This is a genomic window from Rhodococcus sp. WY5, assembly GCF_018588185.1.
Taxonomy (GTDB): Bacteria; Actinomycetota; Actinomycetes; order Mycobacteriales; family Mycobacteriaceae; genus Rhodococcus_F; species Rhodococcus_F qingshengii.
Map to the genome: position 1 here is coordinate 3,972,470 of NZ_JAAMPR010000001.1, position 26,272 is coordinate 3,998,741.

A 26,272-nucleotide genomic window follows, 5' to 3' on the forward strand; every position below is an offset into this window, starting at 1 on the left:
CGGTGCGGCGCCGCTACGGTTCACCGCACATTCACAACCACGTCTTCACATCCACAGGAGAGAGGTCGAAATGAACAGAGTTGACGGAAAAGTGGTGTTGGTGACCGGCGCTGCTCGAGGTCAGGGGCGCAGTCACGCCGTCCGTCTCGCGCAGGAGGGCGCGCACATCATCGCCTTCGATCTGTGCGCAGACATCGCCAGCAACGAATACCCGCTCGCCAGTCCAGCCGATCTGGAGGAAACCGCTCGCCTGGTGAAAGAGGCCGGGCAGCAGGTGGTGACGGCGCGTGTCGACGTCCGTGATCGCGCCGGACTCGAAACAGCACTTGCCGAGGCGGTAGGGCAGTTGGGCGGATTGCATGTCGTCGTGGCGAACGCCGGTATCTGTCCGCTGGGCAAACACGTGTCGACCGCCGGTTTCGTCGACGCCTTCGATGTGAACTTTCTCGGTGTCGTCAATACAGTGCACGCGTCGATGGAATACCTCGGCGAAGGGGGTTCGATCATCGCGATCGGCTCTGTTGCCGGTCTGGTGCCGCAGACCGGATTCAACGGGCAACAGGCGCTCCAGGGTCCGGGTGGCGACGGATACGGCCTGGCCAAGAAGCTGATTCAGGCCTACACCAGTTCGTTGGCGCTGACCCTCGGGCCGAGTTCCATTCGCGTCAACGCGATTCATCCGACCAATGTGAACACCGACATGTTGCAGAGCATGCCGATGTACCGGACGTTCCGTCCCGACCTCGAGAATCCGACCGCCGAGGATGCGGCTGTGACGTTCCCGTTCATGCAGGCGATGCCGACCCCGTGGGTCGAACCCGCGGACATCTCGCATGCAGTCGTGTACCTGTCCTCGGACGAGTCGCGATTCGTCACCGGCCAGCAACTGCGCGTGGACGCTGGTGCCGGGATGAAGATCGGTCTGTAGTAGAACTTTTCGCGTTGCTGCTGCCTGTTCGTGGTGAATTTTCCAAGTTTCCCCATTTCGTTGCCCTGGACAGGACGCTGTAGTAACGTCCAGACACGTGTCCAGCAAACGGGGCGATTCAAGTGGCGGGGGATCGATTGTCTACGAATCCACTCGCAGGCGCCTCACGGGCAAACAGGCGGAAACTGTGGCCAGGCTTGCCGAAGCAACAGTGAAAGTTCTACGCAAACAAGAGTTTTCCGGACTGACTGTCCGTTCGGTTGCGGCCGAAGCGGGCGTAGGAACTGCGACCGCCTACACGTATTTCGCGTCCAAGGAGCATCTCGTCGCAGAGGTTTTCTGGCGAAGACTTCAGAACTCGTCGGCGCCTGATGGCTCAGGGTTGGATCGTACCGCGCACGTGCTGTCTGTACTTCGAAATATCGCGCTGCTTCTCGCGGACGAACCGGAGGTATCGGCCGCCGTGACCAATGCACTGCTCGGATCCGACCCTGAAGTGGAACATCTTCGCGGCCGGATCGGGCTCGAGATCCATCAACGACTCGCCTCGGCGTTGGATCCGAATGGCGAACCCGAAGTGTTGGAAGCGCTCGAAATGCTTTATGCCGGGGCGCTTCTGCGGGCAGGGATCGGCTACGGAACCTACGCGCAAATCGCTGGACGCCTCGAGGCCTCAGCTCTACTGATCCTGGAGAAATCATGACAGAAGCTTTGATCGATCCGGTGGTCTTCAATCCGTACGACTACCACTTTCACGACGATCCGTATCCGACGTACAAGCGTCTGCGCGAAGAATCACCCCTGTATCACAATCCGGACGTGGGCTTTTGGGCATTGTCGCGATATGCGGACGTGGTCGACGGATTCAAGGACAACAAGCGTCTGTCGAGCGCAAACGGAGTATCACTCGACCCCGCTGCATACGGTCCACACGCACATTATGTGATGTCGTTTCTCGCTATGGATGATCCCCGCCATATGCGGTTGCGCCAGTTGGTTTCTCGCGGATTCACACCGCGGCGTGTTGCGGAGCTCGACGGCCGGATACTCGAACTGACGAAGCAACATCTGATACCCGCGCTGGGCGCGGGGGAGTTCGACTGGATTACGGAGGTGGCGGGAAAGCTGCCGATGGACGTCATCTCCGAACTCATGGGTGTCCCCGAACCCGACCGAGCCGAACTGCGGCGCAAGGCGGATCTGGTGGTGCATCGAGAGGCGGGTGTTCTCGACGTGCCGCAACCTGCGGTGGAGGCTTCGATCAGTTTGATGGGCTACTACAAGGAGATGATCGCGCAGCGTCGCCGATCGCGGACGGACGATCTGACCTCGGCCTTGCTCGACGCCGAGATCGACGGAGACAAGCTTTCGGACCAGGAGATCCTCGGATTCATGTTTCTGATGGTCGTGGCCGGAAACGAGACCACGACCAAGCTTCTCGGAAACGCTCTGTACTGGGGTTCGCACCACCGGGAGCAGATCGCACCGGTCCTCGACGATCCCGAACGAGCCTCGGAATGGGTGGAAGAGACTCTTCGCTACGACACGTCGAGTCAGATCGTGGCTCGGACTTCGGTTGTCGACCTCGAATACCACGGACGCACCATTCCGGCGGGGGAGAAGGTCCTGCTCCTGATCGGATCGGCCAACCGAGACGCCGACGTCTTCGACGATGCCGACAGCTTCCAGATCGGCCGGAGTTCGTCGGGCAAACTCGCGAGTTTCGGTGGTGGCGTGCACTTCTGCCTCGGTGCCCACCTTGCCAAGCTCGAAGCCAAGATCGCCCTGGCGGAGTTCGGGCGTCGGGTCAGCGACTACGAAGTCGTCGAGTCTGGAATCGAGCGTGTTCATTCGACAAATGTCCGGGGCTTTGCGGCCCTGCCGGTGAAAGTGCAGGTGCGCTGATGCCTCGTTTCGAACCCAATCCTGTTCGCCGGCCGGCACTGATCAGTGGTGCGTCGTCGGGAATCGGCACAGCCACCGCGTATGCCCTGGCCGAACTCGGGCATCCGGTTGCACTCGGTGCGCGTCGAGTCGCCGAATGCGAAGCCATCGCCGAGAAGATCCGCAGCAACGGTGGTGAAGCGTTCGCCCACTTCCTCGACGTCACGGACGGTGATTCGGTCGACGGGTTCGTCTCGGCCGCAGAGGCAGTCCACGGCCCCGCGGAAATCGTCGTCTCCGGTGCCGGAGACCTCGAATTCGGGGCTGCGGACGAGATGAATCCTGAGGCGTTTCTACGGCAGATCCAAGTTCACCTCGTCGGTGCGCAGCGATTGGCGCATCGTGTTCTCCCCGGTATGAGGCAACGACAGCGCGGTGACTTCGTACTGATCGGCTCGGATTGTGCCGAGCGCCAGCGTCCACTCATGGGTGCGTACGACGCAGCGAAGGCCGGGCTCGAGGCAATGGGGCGTCAGATGCGAATGGAGCTCGAGGGAACAGGCATTCGCGCGTCGATCGTGCGACCCGGGCCGACACTGACCGGCATGGGGATGGACACGACGCCGGAGATCATCGGACCGGTCGGGGAATCGTGGAGCAAGTGGGGGTTCGCCCGCCATGGTTACTTTCTGCGCGCCTCGGACATCGCCAATGCCATCGTCGCCGTTGTGTCGGCGCCGCGAGGAGCACACATCGTGCTCGTCGAAGTTCAGCCCGAGGCGCCACTGGACAAACTTCCCACTGCGAACTCACAGGAGACGACATGACGCACGGAGTGCAAGAGACGTCGCGAACACTGCCAGAGCCGCCGCGGGTGTCCGGCGGGGATCTCCCGCACGGGCATCTCGAGGAACTGCGAACCGACCCGATAGCGCTCATGCGCCGGGTGCGTGAGGAATGTGGTGACGTCGGCGCCTTTCAACTTGCCGACCGCACAGTGATCTTGCTGTCCGGAGCCGAGGCAAACGAGTTCTTCTTCCGCTCCACCGACGAGGATCTCGACCAACAAGCGGCTTACCCCTTCATGAAGCCGATATTCGGTGAAGGCGTCGTCTTCGACGCCAGCCCGGAGCGGCGTAAAGAGATGCTGCACAACTCGGCTCTGCGCGGCGAACAGATGCGCGGGCACGCCGCCACGATCGGCCGCGAAGTCGAGGCGATGGTCGCGCAGTGGGGAGACGAAGGCGAGATCGATCTGCTCGACTTCTTCGCCGAGCTGACCATCTATACCTCGTCGGCGTGCCTGATCGGCAAGAAGTTCCGCGACGAACTGGATGATAGCTTCGCCAAGCTGTATCACGAGCTCGAACAGGGAACGGATGCATTGGCTTTCGTGGATCCGTACGCGCCGATCGAGAGTTTCCGCCGCCGCGACGAGGCCCGGTCGGCGTTGGTCGCTCTGGTACAGGACATCATGAACGGGCGCATCGCGAATCCTCCGCAGGGCAAGGATGACCGCGACATGTTGGACGTGTTGGTCTCGGTCAAGGACGAGAACGGCGACCTCCGGTTCAGTGCCGACGAGATCACCGGAATCTTCATCTCGATGATGTTCGCCGGCCACCACACGACTTCCGGCACGGCAGCGTGGTCGCTGATCGAGATGTTGCGGCATCCCGACACCATGACGGACGTCGTCGACGAACTCGACAATCTGTACTCCGACGGCGCCGACATCAGTTTTCATGCCCTGCGCCAGATTCCGGTTCTCGAGGCTGTGGTCAAGGAAACCCTTCGACTGCATCCGCCGTTGATCATCCTGTTGCGGGTGGCACGTGGAGATTTCGAAGTGGGCGGCTTCGAGATCCGAGAGGGCCATCTTGTCGCCGCGACACCCGCGATCTCCAATCGAATCGCCGAGGACTTTCCCCGGCCGGACACCTTCGATCCCGGGAGGTACATCGACCCGAATCAAGAGGACATCGTCAACCGCTGGACGTGGATTCCGTTCGGAGCCGGCCGGCATCGCTGCGTCGGCGCTGCGTTCGCCCAGATGCAGCTCAAAGCGATCTTCTCGATCCTGCTGCGGGACTTCGAGTTCGAGATGGCGCAGCCGTCGGAATCCTACCGAAACGACCACAGCAAGATGGTCGTCCAGTTGCAGCAGCCGTGCGCGGTGAGGTACCGGCGCCGAACACGTCCCGGGCGTGAGGGGTGATCATGCACGTCGAAGTCGACCTCGACCTGTGCCAAGGCCATGCGGCGTGTGAGCTGGAGGCACCGGAGATCTTTGTCGTCCCGAAGCGGGGGAAGGTCAGTCTTCTGGACTCGGACCCACCCGAGTCGCTCCGCGGTGAAGCCGAGATGGCGGTCAGGTACTGCCCGACCGGCGCCCTGAGAATTGTCGATTGATTGCAGCGAATTCATGTGCTCGAGGGAGGAAGTTCAGATGACGGGTTTCGACCGCGCAGAGCTCGACGAGATGGTCCAACGCTGGATCGAGGCGAACAAAAAGGCCGAAGCCGCCGGCGATTGGAAACCGTTGGCGGACATGTATACCGAGGACGCCACGTACGGGTGGAACTACGGCCCCAAGCAGGATTTCATGGCGGTGGGGCGCGAGGAGATTCGCGAAGTCGCGCTCGGTCTCGAGATGAAGGGCCTCGAAGGCTGGGAGTATCCGTATCAAGACTTTGTGATCGACGACCGTAGCGGAAACGTGATCGGCTTGTGGAAGCAGATTTCCGATGCCAAGCGTGAGGACGGTAGCAACTACTCCGTCTACGGTATCGGTGGTAGTTGGTTCCGCTACGGCGGGGATTTCCAATGGTCGTGGCAGCGTGACTTCTTCGACTTCGGGAACGTGTCGGCACTGTTCATGGAGATGATCGGCAACAACGCTCTCTCGAAGGGGATGCAGGGCCGGATCCAGCGATCGATCTCGGGCGACCCGCTACCGGGCTGGTATCCGGTGGGCACCGCGCCGGTTTCGCTGTGGTGAGTCCGATGTCGGTGCGCGATTCCTTCGAGGCACTCTCGCAGCGCGACCTTGCCGTGCTGGTGCCCGAGTTGCTCCTGTGCGGGCAGCTGATCGATCGCTCGGGCATGGCGCATCTGATCGTCGAATTCGGGCGCGAGGGTATGGCACAGGTGGCCGTCGAGGAGTGGGAATCGGCCAGCCCCTGGTACACCCGCCGCATGCAGAAGGCTCTCGGATACGAGGGCGACGACGTCGTGACGATCTTCAAAGGACTACAACTCGACATCGGCGCTCCGCCACAGTTCATGGACTTCCGATACCGGGTCGACGATCCGCTGCACGGTGAATTCTGGCTCGATCATTGCGGAGCACTCATGGACGTCGAGCCGTTGGGCGATGAGTTCGTGACCTCGATGTGTCACGACATCGAGGATCCGACTTTCGATGCAACGGCCATCGCGACCAACCCGCGCGCCCAGATCCGGCCGATTCACCGACCACCGCGCAGGCCCACCGACCGACATCCGCACTGCGCCTGGACCGTTTCCATCGACCCGTCGCACACGCCTCCCGTGATGACCGCGCACACCGAGCAGATCGGACGCACCGCCGCGGTGACGGTCGAGCTGAGCCCGATCGATCACGGTGGGGACGGTAGGGCGGACTACTCGGGTCCGTTGTTGTCCGACCTGAGGTTTTCCGACTTCTCGCGATCAGCCTTGGTTCGTATCGCAGAGGAGATCTGCGTGCAGCATCATCTGTTGGCGTTGGGCTTTCTGGCAGCGGTTCGCCGCCGTGCCGACGAAGACAAGGCGCGCGAGATCACGCGAAAGCAATTGACCGGAATCGCGGGAGTTGCGGCACAGCGTATTCGAGATGCGCTCGGGCTTCCTTCGACGCTGGAATCGTTGGCATTGGTCCTGTCCGTGCATCCCTTGCTGAATCCGAAGCAGTATGTGGAGAGCGAGATTCGACAGGACGGCGGTGCTCTGGAGCTGCGGATCTCGCGAGAAGCTCTTGTCGACCGCGACGGCGGTTGGCCGACCTTGCTCGGCAGCGAGCACCTCGATCCCCTCCAGGCTTTGGTCCGCGGCGTGAATCCGCACTTCACCGTGAGAGTGGTGGCCGAAGATGCCGCGGGGCTCCTTCTGGCCGTCGACATCACCGAAGCTCCCGCTCCGGAATGCGTCGAAGTCGCCATCACGAAGGTCAGTACCGGCGCGGCATTCGTATTCGAAGATCGCGGAATCCCTTTGCCTCTCTTCGTCGTCTGACCGGCCGAACCCGAAGGACTCAACCTATGGCGTACACGTTTGCAGACCTGTTCGAGCATTCCGTCGATGCGATGCCCGATCGCCTCGCGCTGATCGTTTCCGGCGAGGAGGTGACATACCGTGAGCTCGACGAGCGGGCCAACCGATTGGCGCATTACTTCCAGTCCGTCGGGTTAGGTGTCGGTTCGCACATCGGTATTCAACTGCACAACTCGATCGAGGCGATGGTTGCTGTCCTCGCGGCCTTCAAGATCCGCGGGGTTCCCATCACGGTGAACTACCGCTACACGAGCGACGAATTGGTTTACCTGTACGAGAACGCGGATCTCACGGCGTTGGTTTTCCATCGTGGTTTCGCTGAGCGGGTCGCCGAGGCGTTGGTGGCCACGCCGCGGGTCAAGTACGTGATCGAGGCGGCGGACGAACTCGCTCTCGGGAACGAACCGTCGATTCCGGGGGCAGTGGCGTACGAGGATGCGCTCGGCAACCAATCCCCGCTGCGCACAGGTGAACATGCATTTCCCGAGCGTTCCGGCGACGACGTCTACGTTCTCTACACCGGCGGAACAACCGGACGACCGAAAGGCGTCGTCTGGCGGCAGGAAGACATCTGGCGCGTATTGGCCGGCGGTTACGACTTCTATTCGGGTGAGCCGATCGCCGACGAGTACCAGCAGTCGCGCGGTGGCGCCGCGGCAGCCGAACCGATGCGGTGGTGCATGCTTCCACCGCTGATCCACACCTCGGCACTGATGCCGACGTTCAACGCTCTGTTCTCCGGAAACACCGTCATCTTCGAACCGAAGTTCGATGCGGCACAGGTCTGGAAAGTCGTCGCCGAATATCGCCCGCAGGTCATGGTCATCACCGGCGACGCCATGGGCCGTCCACTGGTCGAAGCCCATCACGAATTGCAACCGGATGCGTCGAGCCTGGCCGTGCTCGCCTCCGGCGCTGCGCTCTTCTCCGGATCGGTCAAAGATGCGTTCTTCGACGTCTTTCCGAATCTGATGATCTCCGATTCGGTTGGATCGTCCGAAACAGGCTTCGGCGGAATCGGATTCGCAACCAAAGGGCTCGAGCAGCGTGGCGGACCCAAAGTGGGCGCCAACAGATTCACGGTCGTCGTCGACGACGACAACCGAGTGTTGGAGCCGGGCTCGGGCGCCGAAGGATGGCTGGCGAAACTCGGAAACGTTCCACTCGGCTACTACAACGATCCGGTGAAGTCGGCCGAGATATTCCGAGAGGTGAACGGCGCGCGGGCAGTGGTGACCGGAGACCGGGCGCGGATCGAGGACGACGGCTCGGTCACCCTCCTCGGACGGGGAAACATGGTGGTCAACACCGGCGGCGAGAAGGTCTTCGTGGAAGAAGTCGAAGCCGTGGTGAAGGCCCATCCCGACATCTACGACGCGACAGTGATCGGTGTTCCGGACGAGCGGTGGGGCAATCGGGTGGCGGCAGTGCTTCGCATCCGCGACGGTGTGGAACCGGATTTCGAATCCATCGAGAAGCACGCCCGCAGTCACCTCGCCGGCTACAAGATTCCGCGTTCCTTCTGGATCGCCGACGAGGTCGTTCGAGCGCCGAGCGGCAAGCCGGACTACCGCTGGGCCAAGGAGTTCTCACAGAACAGCGACCCGGTCCACCGGATCGACTAGCGCTCACACGCAACACCCGGCACCCGGCACCCATCCGTAAAGGAGCATCTGCAATGCCTGAGATCGACCTTCCCGACGGGTTCGACGTGACCGACCCACATCTGTACGGCGAGCGCGTCCCGCTTGCCGAGTTCGCCGAACTACGACGATGCGCTCCGGTCTGGTGGAACGCCCAGGAACCGGGTACCGGCGGATTTCACGACGGTGGTTGTTGGGTTGTCTCCCGCCACGCAGACGTCCGCGACGTCTCGTTGCGCAGCGAGGAGTTCTCGAGCAACGTCAACGGCTGCATTCCGCGGCATGAAGACAACATCTCGGCGGAGGAGTTGGAGGCGACGAAACACGTCCTCATCAACAAGGACGCCCCTGAGCACACACAGCTACGCAAGTTAGTGGCGCGCTTGTTCACTCCGCGGTCGGTGGAAGCGATGCGGGCCGGGCTGGAAGCGCGGGCAGAGGACATAGCGTTGGCTGCCGTGGCGGAAGGTAGCGGTGATTTTGTCAGCCAGGTCGCCAGCGAGTTACCCATGCAGGCGATCTCGGAGCTGATCGGTGTACCGCAGGACGGGCGCCGTCAGCTGTACGAATGGTCGAATCAGATGACGGGATACGACGACGAGTCACTCGCCGGCGAGTCTCGGATGGCGTCGGCGCAGATATTGGGATACGCCTATCAACTGGCTGAGGCGAGACGGGAGGAACCGCTCGACGACATCATCTCGCGCTTGGTGCATGCCGACATCGACGGACAGAAACTCACCCCGGAACAGTTCGGTTTCTTCGTCATCATGTTGGCTGTCGCAGGCAACGAAACGACGCGAAACGCAACGACACTCGGCATGATGGCATTTCTCGAGCATCCGGATCAGTGGGAACTGTACAAGCGCGAGCGTCCGCGCACCGCCGCGGACGAGATCATCCGCTGGGCTTCGCCACTGACGTCGATGCAACGAACAGCAGTGGTGGACACACAGATTGCCGGCACTGCGATTGCGAAGGGGCAGCGTGTCGTACTGCTCTACGGCTCGGCGAACTTCGACGAAACCGTCTTCGGGAACCCCGACGTCTTCGACATCACCCGAGACCCGAACCCGCACCTCGCGTTCGGAGGAACCGGGCCGCACTACTGCGTCGGCGCCAACCTGGCCAGAATGGAGGTCGATCTGATCTTCGGCAAGATCGCCGATCACATGCCCGACATCAGCAAGCTCGGCGATCCGAGCAGGCTCTCGTCCGGTTGGCTCAACGGGATCAAGGAATTCAAGGTCGACTACGGCAACTCCACGTCATGTCCTTCGGGGCATTGACGTGTACAGCGGAAGAGTTGCACTTGCGGGCCCGATGCGCGAACTCGGCCAGTTCTACCGGATGGGCGCCGATGTCGCAGTGGGCTTGTTCCGCACCCGCTTTCAGGTGCAGGAGTTTCTCGAGCAGAGTTGGATGATCGCCCGGGTGTCGATCGTGCCGACCGTATTGGTGGCCGTGCCGTTCACGGTCCTGGTGAGTTTCACGCTCAACATCCTGCTCCGTGAGATCGGTGCCGCCGACCTCAGCGGCGCCGGGGCCGCGCTCGGCGCCGTGACTCAGGTCGGTCCGGTGGTGACGGTGCTGATCGTGGCAGGTGCGGGCGCGACTGCCATCGCCGCCGATCTGGGATCGAGAACGATTCGTGAAGAGATCGACGCCATGGAGGTGCTCGGGATCGATCCGATCACTCGGCTGGTGATTCCTCGGGTGGTCGCGTCGACCGTGGTGGCTTTGCTGCTCAACGGACTCGTCTGCGTCATCGGCATCGCCGGCGGTTACGCCTTCTCGGTGTTTCTCCAGGGCGTGAACCCTGGCGCCTTCGTCGAGGGAATCACGTTGCTGACCGGCCTGCCCGAGGTGGCGTTGTCGATGGTCAAAGCTGCACTGTTCGGGATGCTGGCGGGATTGGTGGCCTGCTATCGCGGACTGTCGGTACGGGGTGGGCCGAAAGGCGTGGGGGAGGCCGTCAACGAAACGGTGGTGTACGCATTCATGGCGTTGTTCGTCGTCAACACCATCGTCACCGCGGTCGGCATCCGATTGACGGCGGGGTGATCGAGGTGACGCTGTCGGATTCGCTGGCACAAATCGGCAAGTTCGGACGCACGCGGGCGCGGGTGGCTCGAACGTCACGCTCGATCGACGACGTCGGGCGACAAGCTGTCTTCTTCGCGCGCGCCATCGCTCACATCCCGTGGGCAATTCGCAAACACCCGAAAGAAGTGTTGAGGCTGGTAGCCGAGATCAGCATGGGCACCGGAGCTTTGGCAGTGATCGGCGGCACGGTTGCGGTCGTAGGATTTTTGACTCTCGCCTCGGGCGGTACCATTGCGATCCAAGGTTTCAGCTCACTGGGAAATATCGGAGTCGAAGCGCTCACCGGATTCTTCTCCGCCTTCATCAACGTTCGTATCGCTGCGCCGGTCATCGCGGGAATCGGCCTGTCGGCCACGATCGGCGCAGGTTCGACCGCGCAGATCGGTGCCATGCGCATCAGTGAGGAAATCGACGCCCTCGAATCGATGGCGATCAGTTCGGTCCCGTACGTCGTCAGCACCCGCGTCACCGCAGGGATGATCGCGATCTTGCCGCTGTACTCATTGGCGCTCGTAGGATCTTTTCTGGCCGGAAGGTTCACCACGGTCGTGCTGTTCGGTCAGTCCTCCGGTCTTTACGACCACTACTTCACGACGTTCCTCGATCCGGTCGATGTCGCATGGTCCTTCGTTCAAGTGCTCGTGATGGCACTACTGGTGATGCTGATCCACACGTACTACGGATACAACGCGTCCGGGGGACCGTCGGGCGTGGGAACTGCAGTGGGCCGCGGGGTTCGGCTCTCGCTGATCTGCGTCGTGGCGGTGACCCTGCTCGTCTCACTCGCGCTCTACGGCGGTTCCGGCAACTTCAATCTGTCCGGTTAGGGGGACTGCGTGCACAGATACGGCTACAAGTTGGCTGCTCTGGGCTTGGCTGCGGCGATCGTCGGGGTCATCGCTTTGTCGGTCGCGTCTTTCAACCAGGTGTTTGTCGCTCGCGTCCCGATCACGGTGATCGCGGAGCGCGCGGGGCTCGTGATGGATCCGGGCGCGCGGGTGAAGATGGCCGGGGTGACCGTGGGCTCGGTGGAGTCCATCACGCCGACTGACGACGCCACCGCACAACTGTCGTTGTCGATCGATCCCGAAGCGCTCGAGTCGATTCCGTCAAACGTGGATGTGGCGATCACGTCGAACACGGCCTTCGGCGCGAAGTTCGTCAGCCTGTCCTCGCCGGAGCAGCCGAGCAGCGCGCGACTTGCCGCCGGGGCGACGATCGACGCATCCCGGGTGACCGTCGAGCTGAACACGGTGTTCGAGAAACTCACCACCGTGCTCCGGACAGTGGACCCGGGCAAACTCGATTCGACATTGGGTGCCCTCTCGACTGCTCTGCAAGGACGCGGCGAACGGCTCGGGGTCGCACTCGAACAAGCAGATTCCTCCTTGCTCGAATTCAACACTGCACGTGAGGCTCTCGATCATGTGTTGACTGACCTGCCAGCCGTCACACAGACCTACCGCGACGCTGTTCTCGACTTGATGGACACCCTCGACTCGCTCACGACGACGGGATCCACTGTTCTCGACGAGCAGCAGAATCTTGATCTCCTCTTGCTCAACGTGATCGGGCTGGCCCGCACCGGCGAGGACGTACTGGGAGCCAACGCCGACGGCGTCGACACCGTTCTTTCCCTGCTACGTCCGACGACCGCTCTGCTCGAGGAATACTCCCCGGTGATTCCCTGTATGTTCCACGGTCTGCAGGAGAGCAAGCGGATCGGCGACGGCGCCTACAACGGTCAACCGGGCATCAAGATGTCGATAGGTCTGATTGCCGGAACCGAACCGTACCGCTATCCCGACGACCTGCCCAAGGTGGCGGCTACCGGCGGTCCGCAGTGTATGGGTCTCCCTTTGCGTGATCCGAACGTCAATGCGCCGTACCTGGTGACCGATACCGGGGTGAATCCGTTTGCGCCCGAGCGTCAGCCGAATGGTGGGCAACCGATGAACACGGTCCCTGATCTGATGAGCTACCTGTTCGGGACGGAGATCCGATGAAAGTTCGTGGGTACACCGTCAAGTTCGGAATTTTTGTTCTGGTGATGATCCTCGTCAACGCCGGGCTGATCCTCGTGTTCGGCCAGATGCGAGGTGGCGACGCGAGGTCGTACTCGGCGGAGTTCGTCAACGCCTCCGGGCTCAGAGCCGGCGACAAGGTGCGCATCGCCGGTGTGCCGGTCGGTTCTGTCGGCTCCGTCGAATTCGGTGGGAATCACCGTGCCCACGTGAGTTTCAGTGTGGATACGGGTGACACCGTGACCGTATCGACCAGAGCCGCTGTTCGATATCAGGATCTGGTGGGTAATCGATACCTCGAATTGCTCGACGATCCGGGGATCGCGGAACCGCAACCGGAGGGCGAGAGCATCCCCGTCGATCGCACCGCACCGGCACTCGACCTCGATGCGCTACTCGGTGGTTTCAAGCCGCTGTTTCAAGCCCTGGACCCGGAGCAGGTCAACGCGTTGTCGATGTCCTTGCTCGAGGTGTTTCAAGGCCAGTCCGGAACTGTGGCATCGGTGCTGGCGCACACCGGATCGATTACGAACACTCTCGCAGACCGCGACCAACTGATCGGTCGAGTGATCGGCAACCTCGACGGTGTGCTCAGCGAAATGCGCAGCCGCGGTGGTCAGTTCAGTGACACTCTCGATCACCTACAACAGCTGGTCAGCGGGCTCGCGGCGGACCGGGAGATGATCGGGACTGCCGTCGAGAGTGTGAACACCGCATCAGGCACCTTCGCCGATCTCCTCGCCGGAGTTCGCCCGGACATCGCGGGAAACCTGTCGAAGCTGGACGCAAGCCTGAATCCGCTGATCGAGCAACAGAGTGAGCTCGATCGGATTCTCGCGTCCATGCCCTCGAACTACAAGCAGTTGATCCGAGTCGGCTCGTACGGGTCGTTCTTCAACTTCTATCTGTGCGGAATCGCACTGAAGGTCGACGGTGCCGACGGTACGCCGCTCACTGTCGACCTGGTGGATCAGACGACCGGAAGGTGCGCACCACGATGAGAGAGATGGCACAGAGCCAGGCCGTACGCGTGGGGGTCGTGGGATTGGTTGTCACGGCCGCCGTCGTATTGGCATCGCTCCAGTATCAGAATCTGCAGTTCCTGAAATCGGGTGTCGGGTACAGCGCGGTGTTCGCCGACGCCAGCGGTCTCGCGCCGGGAGACGAAGTCAACGCCGCCGGAGTGAAGATCGGAACGGTGAACCGGATCGAGGTCGAGCACGGACTCGCCCGCGTGGACTTCACACTCGACGGCTCGATCGGTTTGGGAGAAAGCACATCGGCGGCCGTCACCACGATGTCGTTGCTCGGCAAGCGAGCGGTATCACTCGATCTGGACGGTCCGGGAAGGATCGCGGTCGGCGGCGAGATCCCGGTCGAGCGAACAAGATCGGCGTACTCGCTGCCCGACGTACTCGGTGACCTCACCACGACGGTCGAGGACATCGATCTCGACCAACTCTCCGAATCGCTCGACGCAGTGGGACAGGTGATGTCCGACAGTGCGCCGAACCTGAGGCCGGCACTGGACGGTGTCGCACGGATCTCCGACAGCGTCAATAGACGCGACGACATGTTGCGCACCTTGCTGTCCGATGCAAACGACGTCGCCGGGACGTTGGCCGAGCGTGGACCACAGGTCAACGCGCTACTCGTCGACGGCAATGCCTTGTTGGGAGAACTGGATCGGCGACAGGCGGCGCTGGGGGAAGTGATCACGAACATCTCGGCGTTGTCGACCCAGCTGAGCGGACTCGTCCACGACAACGAGGCGCAGTTGCAGCCGGTCCTCGGCAAACTCGACACGGTTGTCGGCATTCTGCAGAACAACAAGGACAACCTTTCTCAGGGAATCGACGGTCTCGGTACGTACGTGGGCACGCTCGGTGACACCGTGGCCAGCGGCCCCTTCTACTACGCCTACGTTCAGAACCTGGTGCCAGCGCAATACACCCAACCGTTGATCAACGCGATGTTCGGGCTACCACCTGCGCCGCTACCGATTCCGGAGGTTCGATGATGGGTGCCTTACGAGTTCGCAAACCGGTGAACTGGCGTCGAATCGCCGTCGTTGGTGGAAGCGTCATCGGTGCGGCGATCGTCGTCGTGTCGGGATACCTTGCGGTGCAACATCTGCGCTACTACAACGTGACGGCCTACTTCGCCTCGACGACCGGTCTGTATGTCGGTGACGACGTTCGTGTCGTGGGAGTCGACGTCGGCCGCGTCACCGCGATCGCCCCACAGGGAGATCGAATGCGCGTCGAACTGAAATTGGCGCGCGAGGTTCCCGTCGCCGAGGACGCGAAAGCGGTGATCGTTGCCCAGTCGCTGGTCTCGGCCCGCTTCGTGCAATTGACGCCGGCGGTGACGGACGGCGCCGACGCACTGAATGACGGTGCGGAGATCCCACTCGACAGAACGGCCGTCCCGGTCGAGTGGGACCAGATCAAGGAACAGCTGGGCCGGGCTGCCGATGCTTTGGGTCCCGTCGGGGACGATCGCGGTCCCGCCGCCAACTTCCTCGACGGTGCCGGATCCGCATTGGCCGGCAACGGGGAAGCGCTGGGGCGCTCGGTGACCGAACTCTCGGAGGCTATGAGCACACTCGACGAAGGCGGAGCCGATCTGTTCGGCACCATCCGCGGCCTGCAGACCTTCACGACCGCACTCGCCGCAAGCGACGAACAGATCGTTCAGTTCCAAGGACGACTGGCAAATGTCTCGAGTGTGCTCGCCGAGAGCCGGACGCAATTGGCTCCGGCTCTCGCCGATCTGGACGCCGCCGTCGTCGACGTACAGCGGTTCGTCGAACAGAACCGAACCGGCTTGACGGAGCAGATCGCGAAGTTGGCCGACGTGTCCCAGGTACTGGTCGACAAGCGCGCAGGCCTCGAGAAGGTACTGCATCTGGCTCCGACAGCGTTGTCGAACTACTACAACGTCTACCGGCCGGCCCAAGGAGCGATGGTGGGTGTGCCCGCATTCCAGAACGTCGGCAACCCGATCGACTTGATCTGCGGCGGAATCGCCGGCCTGGCCAACGACACCTCGAAGAAGGGCGCGGATTTGTGCATCGAATACCTCGGCCCGTTGCTCAACACGATCAAGGCCAACTACCCGGACCTGAGCATCAATCCGACCCGGGCGCTCGGCGCTCTTCCGGACCAACTGGTGTACAGCGAGCCTGATCTGGAACCGACTGGCGCCTTGGGCTTTCCGACGGTACCGGTGGCGTCTGATCTGACCGGCTTGCTCATGCCGTCGACAGGATCACGATGACTGGCCGCCGGTGGGGAACAGTGTGTGTGGCGGCGAGCGCCGTGCTCGTTCTGACGGGTTGTCAATGGAGCGGGCTGAATTCGGTGTCGCTGCCGGGCGCGGCCGGCCGCGGTGAGGGAAGTTTCTCGGTCGTGATCGAGATGCCGGACGTCACGTCGATCAGTCCGAACTCTCCGGTCATGGTCAACGACGTGACAGTCGGGAGTATCAGTGCGATCGAGACCGACAACTGGCACGCACGGGTGACGGTTGCGCTCGACGGCTCGGTGTCGCTGCCCGCCAACGCGACTGCCAAGATCGGCCAAACCAGTCTGCTCGGATCCAAACACGTCGCGCTCGCGCCGCCCACCGAGGTGGCGCCGGAAGGGCGGTTGTCGGAAGGATCCGTGATTCCCCTTGCATCGGCCAGTGTCTATCCCACCACCGAGGAAGCGTTGACGGCACTGTCATTGGTCCTCAACGGCGGCGGGCTCGCTCAGATTCACAGCATCACCACGGAGCTGAACACGGCGCTCGGCGGACGGACCGACGCGGCTCGCGACCTGCTGAGTCAGATGGATACCGTGACCGAAACACTCGACCGCCAACGTGATGCGATGGTCACGACCATGGAGAATCTCGACGTCTTCGCCGGCGAGATCACGGCTCAGCGAGACGTTCTCGGTGAGGCGTTGGAGACCCTCGATCCGGCCTTGGCGGAACTGAGCGCCCAACGCGTCGACCTGACCACCGCCCTCGATGCGGTCGGCAGGTTCGGGGACGTCGGGACCGATCTGGTCGACCGGACCCGCGACGATCTGAAAGCCAATTTGAGCTCCTTGGAATCGACGCTGCAGAAGGTGGTCGAAACAGGACCGGACCTGATCAACAATTTGGGCAATCTGAGTACCTTCCCCTTCCCCCAGACGACCATCGACGACGGAATGCGCGGTGATTACACCAATTTGTGGGCGCTGATCGACCTCACGAGTAATCGTCTGCAGTCGGGGCTCGGTTTCGGCACTCCGTTCGGGGCGCCGCAAACACCAGTGGAGAGCGGAATCCTGGTAGATCCCTTGACCGCCCCACTCGGCACAGGACAGCCCGGCCCACTTGGCACAGCGCAGCCCGCCCAGGGAGGTGGACGATGATTCTCACGAAGCTGGTGCGAAGGCAATTGACGATCTTCGCGATCCTGGCGGTGATAGGCATGAGCGCAGCGGCTATCTCGTACCTGAGAGTTCCGACCATGCTCGGAATCGGGCGCTATTCGGTGACAGTCGAACTGCCCGACGCCGGTGGCCTGTATCGGAACGCGAACGTGACCTATCGCGGCGACACCATCGGTCAGGTCAGATCGGTGCGTCTGTCTCCGGGAGTGGTACGCGCCGAATTATCTTTGGAGAGTGCGGTTCCCGTTCCCTCCAGCGGGCTCGCAGTAGCGGTGCGAAGTGTGTCGGCCATCGGCGAGCAATACGTCGACATGCAACCGAGCACCGCGGACGGACCCTTTCTGACCGACGGAGACGTGATCGGCCCCGACGCTGTCACGATCCCGACCGAGATCGGACCGGTCCTCGATCAGGCGCAGGCGATGCTCGCATCCGTACCGCAGGACAAGTTGCGATCGGTGATCGACGAGTCCGCGGCAGCTTTCGGAGGCAGGGGAGAGGGTCTGGCTCGTCTGCTGGATTCGACCACTTCGTTCGTCGATCAGATGTCCGCTGCCACAACGCCGGCCACGACGCTCGTACAGCAGTTGGATCCGCTCCTGCAGACACAGGTGGTGACGGGCGATCAGATTCGCCAGTGGGCGTCCAGTGTCGCTCAACTCAGTGGACAGTTGGCGGTCGCCGACGGGTCCGTGCGCAATATCCTCGAGACCGGACCGGGCTTCGCGACTGAAGCCGACCTGCTGTTTCAAGGCCTCAAGCCCACTTTGCCTGTGCTGCTTGCCAATTTCACCAGCACCGCTCAGGTGGCTTTGACGTACAACGCCGGGTTGGAGCAGGTGCTCGTCATCTTGCCGCCACTGGTCGCGGCACAGGAAACCGTTGTCCAACGCGGGCAGGTGGACGGCGCCGCGAATGTCAACTTCCACCTCCAAGCGCAGGACCCTGCGGCCTGCTCGACCGGCTACCTTCCGGCCGATCAGCGACGAGACCCGACCCAGATGAGTGTCCCGGACACCCCGGCCGACTTGTACTGCAAAGTTCCGCAGAACTCGGTCTTCGCAGTTCGTGGATCCCGGAACATTCCCTGTATGGAGGTACCGGGTAAACGAGCACCGAGCCCGGAGATCTGTCGGAGCCCAGATCCGTACGTCCCCTCGGGAACCAATGCGCCCGGCGAGTTGTACACGGGGCCAGACGGAGTCGACTATCAACACACGGAATTGGCTCCTGCTGCTTCCGATTCGGGGGAGGGTGAGCCGTGGCAACAGTTGCTGATGCCGACGAATCGCTGAGGGGCGAGGTGCTGGATCCGGTCGGAGGGAAGCGCGGTGTACTCCTTGCCCTGGTCTGGATTGCACTCGTGGCTCTGAGCGTCGTTGTCGTCTTCGGTGCTCTGGCAGTTCGATCGGACCGCGCGCGAGAGTCCCAGCGTCAAGGGTTCGTCGACGGTGCTGTCGCAGGAACCCTTGCTCTGATCGACGTTCACTCTGCCACGCTCGACGAGGATCTCGCGGCGCTGAAGTCGCTGAGTACGGGAACTTTTGCAGACGAACTGAAGTCCGGTGAATCTGCGTTCGTCGCATCGATCCGTGATTTTGCCGTCGATTCCGACGGTCGTGTCGACACCGCAGCCTTGGCATCGGAATCCGGAACCTCGGGGGTGGTGCTGATCGCGGCATCGGCTCAGGTCGGCAATTCGGCGGGAGAATCTTCGGCGCGAACCTACCGTCTTCGCGTCGGTGTCGAGGAGGTTGACGGTCGGGTACTGATGTCGAGTGTGGAGTTCGTCCCGTGAAGCGCGTGGTCTTGGCGTTTGCAGCGCTGATCTTGGTGGGAGCCGGCGGGACTCTGCTCTGGAGTCACCAACGTTCGGCAGCCGCTGAAACCGCACGTGTCGAGGTGATCGGTGTGGCGCCGATGCTCGTCGAGAATCTCTTGAGCTACAACAGCGACACGGTGGACGAGGATCTTGCACATGCTGCCGAGGGCGCAAGTGGAACATTTCAGGACCGCTTCGCTGAATTCGGATCGAAAACCGTTGCACCCCAGTCGAAGGAGCAAGGAATCAGCACGAAGGCGCGAGTAGTCGACGTGGGAGTGCTCTCCGCTGCTGCAGACCGCGCGGAAGTGCTCGTGTTCGTCGATCAGATCACGACGAGTACCGCGCGGCCGGCACCAGCGTCGACGTCGAGCCGAGTCGAGGTGACACTCGATCGAGTCGACGGCACATGGCTGGTGAGTGCCATGACCCCCGTCTAGTGAAGGTTGTCGCGGCCCGCCATGATCAGCCTGGCAGTGACTTCGAGCCGGTCTGCGATCTGCGAATAGGACTCGTAACCCATGCCGGCTCGAACAAGCGCTCCGGACCAGGAGATTTCGAGTGCTTCGAGTACGTCGGGATCGTATGACGGCCCCAGCGCCTCGATGAGCCGCTCGCGGATGTTCTTGCCGATACGTCCCCGAAGGTGTTCGACGTCGGGATCATTGCCCATCATCGCCGTGGTCACGGCCGCGGCCAGCTCCGGTTCGTCGGAAACGAGGAGTGCGACGCTTCGAAGGACCGAGCAGACCTGCGCTTCTCGTTCCGCCTCGGGGGAGGGCTCGTGCGGTACCGCGTCGAGTCGGCGCCAGAACAGTTCTGCCACAAGGTGACTCTTGGACGAAAAGTAGGTGTATGCCGTGGCTGCGGCGACACCGGCTTCCGCTGCCACCATTCGCACAGTCAGATCGGCAAACCCTTTGTCGCGCAGGACCGTGATCGCTGCCGCGGTCAATCGATCGACGGTTTCGGCTTGCTGCTGTGTGAGCCGTCGACGAGTGGACTCGAACTTGGTCTTACCAGACATGTGTCCAGACACTACGGGATCAGGCCCGTGCGAGCAAAGTGTGCGCTATCGCTGCTCGTTCTCGCTCCCCGCTCGGTGTCACGTCTCGCTCCCGCTCGGTGGGACAGAATTTCGAACCCCCGCGATCGCTAAGTCCATGTGTTAGAACGATTTCTAGAACATGTTCGGAAACTGTGCCCAGAATCAGAGAGGCTGACGATGACGAAGTGGGACGAGACGTGCGACGTACTCGCTGTGGGATCAGGCGGCGGACTCACCGGCGCGTACACGGCAGCCCGCGAAGGCCTCGACGTCATTGCGATCGAAGCAACCGACAAGTACGGCGGAACAACGGCGTACTCGGGCGGCGGCGGAATGTGGTTCCCGTGCAACGCCGTTCTTCGTCGGGGCGAGGACGTCGACACCATCGAGGATGCGCTGGAGTACTACCGATCAGTGGTGGGTGATCGTACACCCGCCGACGTTCAGGAAGCCTACGTTCGAGGTGGCGCCGGGTTGATCGACTACCTCGAAGAGGACTCGAACTTCGAGTTCCAGATACTGCCGTGGCCCGACTACTTCGGTGAAGAGCCCAAGGCTCGAGCGAGCGGACGGCACATTGTTCCCAAGCCGATGAACGCGAACAAGCTGGGTGCGCTTCGTGATTCGCTTCGTCCGCCGCTGGCGACGGAACGGCTGGGGGAGGAGTTGCCGAAGTACCTCGTCGGCGGCCAGTCGTTGATCGGTCGATTCCTGTTGGCTCTTGCGGAACTCCCGAACGCCACCATGCACCTGAAGACCACTCTCGAGGAACTGGTTGTCGAGGACGGAGTGGTGGTCGGAGCCGTCGTCGACCGAGATGGTCGGCGTCGAACCATTCAGGCACGCAGAGGAGTGATCCTCGCCGCCGGTGGATTCGAGCAGAACGAGACCATGCGGGCCGAATTCGGTGTCCCCGGATCCGCTCTCGACACGATGGGCTGCCCCGGCAACCTCGGGAAGGCACACCAGGCGGCCATCGCCGCGGGCGCCGACACCGACCTCATGGGAGAGGCCTGGTGGTCGCCGGGACTCACCCATCCAGATGGGCGCTCCGCGTTTGCGCTGTGGTTCACCGGCGGAATCTTCGTGGACGACGACGGTCGCCGATTCGTCAACGAATCAGCGCCGTACGACCGCTTGGGTCGCGCCGTCATCGAACACATGCGGGCAGGGAAAGTAACCACGCCGTACTGGATGATCTACGACAACAGAGAAGGCGCAGTGCCGCCGGTGAAGGCACCCAACGTACCCATGGCACAGACGGAGCAGTATGTGGATGCGGGGTTGTGGAAGAGTGCACAGACACTCGAAGACCTCGCTGCCCAGATCGATGTTCCCGCAGCGGAACTGGTGGAGACCGTGAAGCGATTCAACGCGTTTGCGGCGACTGGCGTCGACACGGACTTCGGTCGAGGAGACACTGCGTACGACCGCGCCTTCTCCGAGGGGGCTTCGCCGCTCGTACCGATCGACCAAGGGCCGTTTCACGCTGCCGCGTTCGGCATCTCCGACCTCGGGACCAAAGGTGGTCTACGCACCGACGCGACCGGGAGGGTGCTCAAAGCCGACGGTACGGCGATTGCCGGGTTGTACGCGGCGGGGAACACGATGGCAGCGGCCAGCGGGACTACGTACCCCGGCGGTGGAAACCCGATCGGAGCGAGCATGCTGTTCAGTCACTTGGCTGCACTCGACCTCGCGAAGCTGCCGTCTTGATCATCAGTCGCTCGTCTCGGGGATGTGGTCAGGCCTTGCCGAGTCCGGCGGCGATTCCCTTGTCCAGTTGGGTGAGCATTGCTGTACCCAACGACGAAAGCTGGGCGACCTGGCGATCGTCGAGGCCCTCGAAGAGGAGACCTTGAACTGAGGCGACGTGCGGCGGCGCGGCCGCGACCACCTTTGCCATTCCCTCGTCGGTGAGCACTGCGTTGGAGCCGCGGCTGCCACGAATGACTTCCCGTTTCACCCAGCCGGCCTTCTCCATCTTCGTGATCACGTGCGAGAGGCGGGACAGGGACGCGTTCGCGCGCTGGGCCAGTACCGACAACTGGAGCTTGTGGTCGGGGGCGTCCGAGAGTGCCGCGAGTACGAAGTATTCGAAGTGTGTGAGTGCCGAATCGCGTTGTAGTTGAGTGTCGAGTGCGGCAGGCAACCGTGTCACGAGAGCGATCAGTGTCAGCCATGCTTCCTGCTGCTCGGCTGTGAGCCACTTCGTCTGAGACTGCGCGTCGGGCTGCGCGGTCGGTTCACTCATCGGTGACTTCTCCTTCGGGTCGAGCATTCTTCGTGCACGGAGCGTGCTTGTGTACAGCGTCTCAGACGCATGTCCAGAAGAATCCTGCGGGGAATAGTTGCGGGACGCAAGTGTTGAGTTCTATATTAGGTTGAATCTTCAACTTACGACGAATGTCTATCCCGAGGAGTCCGTATGTCCACCACAACCATGCCTGCGCTGTATCTCAGCCACGGTGCTCCGCCGCTGGTGGACAGCGCGTTGTGGGTCGACCAGTTGGGGGCGTGGGCCGGCGATCTTCCGCGGCCGACGGCAATCCTCGTCGTATCGGCGCACTGGGAATCAGCACCGCTGACGATCGGATCGACGACCACGGGCACCCCGCTCATCTACGACTTCGGTGGTTTTCCCGAGAGGTTCTACCGCGCGAAGTACAACTCTCCCGGCGCTCCGGAACTCGCCGCCCAGGTTGCCGCGTTGATGCCGGACAACGAACGCGTGGTTCAGCAGCCGAATCGAGGCCTGGATCACGGTGCCTACGTGCCGCTCACGGTGATGTACCCGGACGCAGACATCCCGGTACTGCAAATTTCGCTGCCAACCCTCGATCCCGAGCGTTTGCTCCATCTCGGACAGCGCCTACGGCCACTCCGTGAGCAAGGTGTACTGATCGTGGGATCCGGATTCACCACGCACGGGCTACCGTTCCTGCGCGATCCGTCACCGGAGGCGCAGGCCCCGGGATGGTCGGCGGAATTCGACGCGTGGGCAGGGGAGAGGTTCGCTGCCGGTGACGTCGATTCCTTGATCGACTTCCGCGCTCAAGCTCCCGGGATGCCGTACGCGCATCCGACCATCGAGCACTTCGCCCCGTTGTTCGTCACGCTCGGTGCGTCATCCGATCCGGAACAGGTGCCCACCCAGGTGATCGACGGATTCTGGATGGGGCTTGCGAAGCGCTCGATTCAGGTCGCCTAGAGATCTCAAATCGCGCAGAGAATCAGGTCGCCCAGGTGAGTCAGCTTCGATTGCGAAGGAACTCGAGCGCCTGGTCGCCGTGGGTGTTGGCGCGTAGTTCACTCGAGATGACTTTGAGGACGGTGCGGTCGGTGTCGATCACGAAAGTCGAGCGTTTGACCGGAGCCAACTTGCCCAGGAGTCCGCGCTTGACGCCGAACTGTTCGGCTACCTTGCCGTCGGTGTCGGCGAGTAGGGGGTAGTCGAAGGATTGTGCGGTGGCAAAGGTGGACTGAGCTTCGACCGTATCGGTGCTGATGCCCGCTCGCGAAGCGCCCACCGCGGCGAATTCGCTGCCGAGGTCACGGAAGTGGCACGCCTCGGCGGTGCACACCGGCGTCGAGGCTGCCGGGTAGAAGAAGAGGACCAGGGGTCCGTTCTCGAGCAGGCTCGTCAGCGAGCGCGGAGTCCCGTCCTGGTCGGGCAGTGAGAAATCGGGAGCGAGTTGGCCTGGTTTCATTCGGCCGAGGTTACCCGCGCACGACGGCCACATGGGGGAGCCTGGGATGATGGAGCCATGCACGGCGAGCCCACCTCCATGTCCGCACGGTCGTCCGACACCGCGATCGTCGGTGACGCGTCCGATTCCACCACGACCCGGGAGCAGTTCCGAGCTCTCGCAGCTGAGCATCGGGTCGTTCCGGTCACTCGGAAAGTGTTGGCGGACTCCGAAACTCCGCTCTCGGCGTACGAGAAGTTGGCCGGCAATCGTCCCGGCACCTTCTTGCTCGAGTCGGCCGAGAACGGTCGTTCGTGGTCGCGGTGGTCGTTCATCGGCGTCGGGAGTCCGGCTGCACTGACCGTCGTGGACGGAGAGGCGGCCTGGTACGGCAACGTTCCGGCCGGCGCTCCGGCCGGCGGCGACCCGATCGACGCGCTCGGTGCCACCCTCGAGCTGCTTCGTTCGGAGCGGCTGCCCGACCTGCCCCCGCTGACCGGCGGAATGGTCGGATTCCTCGGCTACGACGCGGTGCGGCGCCTCGAGAGATTGGGTGACTCCGCGGTCGACGACCTGCAGATCCCCGAGATGGTCATGCTGCTTGCCGCCGACATCGCCGCAGTCGATCACCACGAAGGGGCGATCACCCTCATCGCCAATGCCGTCAACTGGGACGGCACGGACGAGCGCGTCGACACGGCGTACGACGACGCAGTCGCCAGGTTGGACGCGATGACTCGTGCTCTCGCGGCGCCGGCGAAATCGACGGTGTCGACATTTTCGAAAGCGACTCCGAACTACCGCCGTCAGCGCACCACCGAGAGCTTCGGTGTCGACGTCGAAAAGTTGATCGGCGACATCGAAGCGGGCGAGGCATTCCAGGTAGTTCTCTCGCAGCGATTCGAGATCGATTGCACTGCAGCGCCGATCGACGTGTACCGGATGCTGCGAGCGTCGAACCCCAGCCCGTACATGTATCTGCTCAACGTGCCGAACGGTGATGGAGAGACGGCGTTTTCGATCGTCGGTTCGAGCCCGGAAGCACTGGTCACGGTTGCTGAGGGCGTCGCGACAACACACCCGATCGCTGGAACCAGATGGCGCGGTGCCACAGAGGAGGACGACATCCTGCTCGAGAAGGACCTCCTCGCCGACGAGAAGGAAAACTCCGAGCACCTCATGCTCGTCGATCTGGGGCGAAACGATCTGGGTCGTGTCTGTCGCCCGGGCACGGTGAAGGTGCACGACTACCGGCACATCGAGCGGTACAGCCACGTGATGCATCTCGTATCGACCGTCACCGGTCATCTGGCCGAGGGAAAGCACGCTCTCGACGCCGTCACCGCATGCTTCCCCGCTGGAACCCTCTCGGGGGCACCCAAGGTCCGAGCGATGCAGCTGATCGAAGAACTGGAACCGACCAGGCGCGGTATCTACGGCGGCATCGTCGGCTACCTCGACTTCGCCGGCGACGCCGACACCGCGATCGCGATCCGAACGGCATTGATCAAGGACGGGATCGGATACGTCCAGGCGGGCGCCGGCGTCGTCGCCGACTCGGATCCGGTCTACGAGGACACCGAGGCCCGCAACAAGGCGATGGCAGTGCTGAGCGCGATTGCGTCGGCGCACACCCTGCGCACCATCGGAGGTGACGATCAGTGAGTGAGAACGAGTCGAGTGCAGCGGAGCCTACAAGCGTTTCTCGTGGCACCGCCGTGCCGAGAACGCTTCTGCTGGCGTTGTCGGCAGCAGCTCTGTGGGGCAGCTCACGAATGACGTGGGTTCATCTGACCTCGAGCGACGGCAAGACGCTGGAGAGGACGACGGATCTCGACGGCAGCACCTGGGCGGCGGCGATGACTCCGCTCGCGCTCGCGCTTCTGGCGGCGATCGCGGCGTCGTTTGCGGTGCGAGGTTGGGCACTTCGGGTAGTCGGACTGTTGGTTGCCCTCGTCGCCGTCGCGGTAGCGGTTCCGGCAGTGCAGTTGTTGGTGTCCGGAGCCTCTGCGGACCGAGCGGTGGAGTTGGCCGAGTTGTCCGGTCACCCGGAAGATCTCTCGACGACTGTTTCGGTACTGCCTGCCTTGCTTGCGTTGGTCGGAGCGGTGGCGGCGCTCGGCGCGGCAGTACTTCTGATGCGCAAACCTCCAGTGCGAGGCGGGTTGTCGTCGAAATACGACAACCCTGCCGCGCGCCGCGAGGCCGCGGCCAAGCTTGGTCAGGGAGACAAACCTGCATCGGACGAGCCTGTGACACAACGGATGTTGTGGGATGCGCTCGACGCCGGAGAGGACCCGACAGCGACTGACGGGGACGACGGAGTTGGGGGAGACAACGGCGCGAAACCGGGGTCGTCCCACTGAGTAAGACTGAACCCTCACCTGCGTGGGTACCCCGAC

27 protein-coding genes are annotated in these 26,272 nt (G+C 62.6%); 24 read left to right on the forward strand and 3 right to left on the reverse strand.

The genetic code is table 11. The features are described from left to right. Nucleotides 1-70: 70 nt before the first annotated feature. From G4D79_RS18430 to G4D79_RS18525, 20 genes are all read left to right on the forward strand, one after another. A complete protein-coding gene (locus tag G4D79_RS18430) occupies nucleotides 71-928 on the forward strand; it encodes a mycofactocin-coupled SDR family oxidoreductase (protein ID WP_007728643.1) in 858 nt (285 codons plus the stop codon). Nucleotides 929-1,064: 136 nt separating this feature from the next. Next, on the forward strand, nucleotides 1,065-1,631 hold the full coding sequence (locus G4D79_RS18435; RefSeq protein ID WP_024487471.1) for a TetR/AcrR family transcriptional regulator: 567 nt from the start codon (nucleotides 1,065-1,067) through the stop codon (nucleotides 1,629-1,631). Next, the gene (locus G4D79_RS18440) at nucleotides 1,628-2,833 is read left to right on the forward strand and encodes a cytochrome P450 (protein ID WP_003944019.1); all 1,206 of its coding nucleotides are present in this window, start codon (nucleotides 1,628-1,630) and stop codon (nucleotides 2,831-2,833) included. The genes G4D79_RS18435 and G4D79_RS18440 overlap by 4 nt, the downstream gene beginning before the upstream one ends. Beyond that, on the forward strand, nucleotides 2,833-3,639 hold the full coding sequence (locus G4D79_RS18445; RefSeq protein WP_003944110.1) for an SDR family oxidoreductase: 807 nt from the start codon (nucleotides 2,833-2,835) through the stop codon (nucleotides 3,637-3,639). Before G4D79_RS18440 ends, G4D79_RS18445 begins: the two co-directional genes overlap by 1 nt. Continuing rightward, on the forward strand, nucleotides 3,636-5,030 hold the full coding sequence (locus tag G4D79_RS18450; protein ID WP_099698489.1) for a cytochrome P450: 1,395 nt from the start codon (nucleotides 3,636-3,638) through the stop codon (nucleotides 5,028-5,030). Before G4D79_RS18445 ends, G4D79_RS18450 begins: the two co-directional genes overlap by 4 nt. 2 nt (nucleotides 5,031-5,032) lie before the next feature. Beyond that, nucleotides 5,033-5,224 carry a ferredoxin gene (locus G4D79_RS18455; protein ID WP_020907945.1) on the forward strand — a complete coding sequence of 64 codons (192 nt, stop codon included), beginning with the start codon at nucleotides 5,033-5,035 and terminating at the stop codon, nucleotides 5,222-5,224. A 37-nt stretch (nucleotides 5,225-5,261) separates the two neighbouring features. Then, nucleotides 5,262-5,813: a hypothetical protein gene (locus tag G4D79_RS18460; protein WP_007728648.1), complete on the forward strand. Its 552-nt coding sequence runs from the start codon at nucleotides 5,262-5,264 to the stop codon at nucleotides 5,811-5,813. A 5-nt stretch (nucleotides 5,814-5,818) separates the two neighbouring features. Next, a complete protein-coding gene (locus G4D79_RS18465; RefSeq protein ID WP_099698496.1) occupies nucleotides 5,819-7,066 on the forward strand; it encodes a hypothetical protein in 1,248 nt (415 codons plus the stop codon). 26 nt (nucleotides 7,067-7,092) lie between these two features. After that, nucleotides 7,093-8,730: an acyl-CoA synthetase gene (locus tag G4D79_RS18470; RefSeq protein WP_099698488.1), complete on the forward strand. Its 1,638-nt coding sequence runs from the start codon at nucleotides 7,093-7,095 to the stop codon at nucleotides 8,728-8,730. Nucleotides 8,731-8,783: 53 nt separating this feature from the next. Continuing rightward, on the forward strand, nucleotides 8,784-10,037 hold the full coding sequence (locus G4D79_RS18475; RefSeq protein ID WP_075833348.1) for a cytochrome P450: 1,254 nt from the start codon (nucleotides 8,784-8,786) through the stop codon (nucleotides 10,035-10,037). 34 nt (nucleotides 10,038-10,071) lie between these two features. After that, entirely contained in the window at nucleotides 10,072-10,812 is a 741-nt protein-coding gene (locus G4D79_RS18480; protein WP_030536769.1) for an ABC transporter permease, read from the forward strand. After that, entirely contained in the window at nucleotides 10,809-11,681 is an 873-nt protein-coding gene (locus G4D79_RS18485; RefSeq protein ID WP_003944051.1) for an ABC transporter permease, read from the forward strand. Before G4D79_RS18480 ends, G4D79_RS18485 begins: the two co-directional genes overlap by 4 nt. 9 nt (nucleotides 11,682-11,690) lie before the next feature. After that, nucleotides 11,691-12,860, forward strand: a complete 1,170-nt coding sequence (locus G4D79_RS18490; RefSeq protein ID WP_075833346.1) for an MCE family protein — start codon at nucleotides 11,691-11,693, stop codon at nucleotides 12,858-12,860. Further along, a complete protein-coding gene (locus G4D79_RS18495; protein WP_075833344.1) occupies nucleotides 12,857-13,879 on the forward strand; it encodes an MCE family protein in 1,023 nt (340 codons plus the stop codon). Before G4D79_RS18490 ends, G4D79_RS18495 begins: the two co-directional genes overlap by 4 nt. 5 nt (nucleotides 13,880-13,884) lie before the next feature. Then, entirely contained in the window at nucleotides 13,885-14,898 is a 1,014-nt protein-coding gene (locus G4D79_RS18500; RefSeq protein ID WP_063316273.1) for an MCE family protein, read from the forward strand. Then, a complete protein-coding gene (locus G4D79_RS18505) occupies nucleotides 14,898-16,160 on the forward strand; it encodes an MCE family protein (protein ID WP_075833342.1) in 1,263 nt (420 codons plus the stop codon). The genes G4D79_RS18500 and G4D79_RS18505 overlap by 1 nt, the downstream gene beginning before the upstream one ends. Then, nucleotides 16,157-17,290: an MCE family protein gene (locus tag G4D79_RS18510; protein WP_180279702.1), complete on the forward strand. Its 1,134-nt coding sequence runs from the start codon at nucleotides 16,157-16,159 to the stop codon at nucleotides 17,288-17,290. The genes G4D79_RS18505 and G4D79_RS18510 overlap by 4 nt, the downstream gene beginning before the upstream one ends. Continuing rightward, complete coding sequence (locus G4D79_RS18515) at nucleotides 17,287-18,606, forward strand: MCE family protein (protein WP_075833340.1); 1,320 nt, start codon at nucleotides 17,287-17,289, stop codon at nucleotides 18,604-18,606. Before G4D79_RS18510 ends, G4D79_RS18515 begins: the two co-directional genes overlap by 4 nt. Continuing rightward, nucleotides 18,573-19,109, forward strand: a complete 537-nt coding sequence (locus tag G4D79_RS18520; protein WP_223304672.1) for a hypothetical protein — start codon at nucleotides 18,573-18,575, stop codon at nucleotides 19,107-19,109. The genes G4D79_RS18515 and G4D79_RS18520 overlap by 34 nt, the downstream gene beginning before the upstream one ends. Next, nucleotides 19,106-19,573, forward strand: a complete 468-nt coding sequence (locus tag G4D79_RS18525) for a hypothetical protein (protein ID WP_075833338.1) — start codon at nucleotides 19,106-19,108, stop codon at nucleotides 19,571-19,573. The genes G4D79_RS18520 and G4D79_RS18525 overlap by 4 nt, the downstream gene beginning before the upstream one ends. Here G4D79_RS18525 and G4D79_RS18530 read toward each other — a convergent pair. After that, nucleotides 19,570-20,160, reverse strand: a complete 591-nt coding sequence (locus G4D79_RS18530) for a TetR/AcrR family transcriptional regulator (protein ID WP_003943994.1) — start codon at nucleotides 20,158-20,160, stop codon at nucleotides 19,570-19,572. The two genes, G4D79_RS18525 and G4D79_RS18530, sit on opposite strands and share 4 nt — an antisense overlap. Before the next feature lie 198 nt (nucleotides 20,161-20,358). Here G4D79_RS18530 and G4D79_RS18535 point away from each other — a divergent pair, with 198 nt between their 5' ends. Further along, complete coding sequence (locus G4D79_RS18535; protein WP_099698863.1) at nucleotides 20,359-21,897, forward strand: FAD-binding protein; 1,539 nt, start codon at nucleotides 20,359-20,361, stop codon at nucleotides 21,895-21,897. A 28-nt stretch (nucleotides 21,898-21,925) separates the two neighbouring features. Here the strand turns inward: G4D79_RS18535 and G4D79_RS18540 are convergent, their stop codons facing one another. Next, nucleotides 21,926-22,435: a MarR family winged helix-turn-helix transcriptional regulator gene (locus tag G4D79_RS18540; RefSeq protein ID WP_030536759.1), complete on the reverse strand. Its 510-nt coding sequence runs from the start codon at nucleotides 22,433-22,435 to the stop codon at nucleotides 21,926-21,928. 174 nt (nucleotides 22,436-22,609) lie between these two features. On the opposite strand from G4D79_RS18540, the gene G4D79_RS18545 reads away from it, so the two are divergent. Continuing rightward, complete coding sequence (locus tag G4D79_RS18545) at nucleotides 22,610-23,392, forward strand: dioxygenase (protein ID WP_003944012.1); 783 nt, start codon at nucleotides 22,610-22,612, stop codon at nucleotides 23,390-23,392. A gap of 40 nt (nucleotides 23,393-23,432) precedes the next feature. Here the strand turns inward: G4D79_RS18545 and G4D79_RS18550 are convergent, their stop codons facing one another. Beyond that, on the reverse strand, nucleotides 23,433-23,891 hold the full coding sequence (locus G4D79_RS18550) for a peroxiredoxin (RefSeq protein ID WP_007728696.1): 459 nt from the start codon (nucleotides 23,889-23,891) through the stop codon (nucleotides 23,433-23,435). Between the two features lie 57 nt (nucleotides 23,892-23,948). Between G4D79_RS18550 and G4D79_RS18555 the strand changes: the two genes are divergently transcribed. After that, entirely contained in the window at nucleotides 23,949-25,535 is a 1,587-nt protein-coding gene (locus G4D79_RS18555) for an anthranilate synthase component I (RefSeq protein WP_007728697.1), read from the forward strand. Then, nucleotides 25,532-26,236, forward strand: a complete 705-nt coding sequence (locus G4D79_RS18560; protein ID WP_030536757.1) for a TIGR02234 family membrane protein — start codon at nucleotides 25,532-25,534, stop codon at nucleotides 26,234-26,236. Before G4D79_RS18555 ends, G4D79_RS18560 begins: the two co-directional genes overlap by 4 nt. The last annotated feature ends 36 nt before the right edge of the window (nucleotides 26,237-26,272 follow it).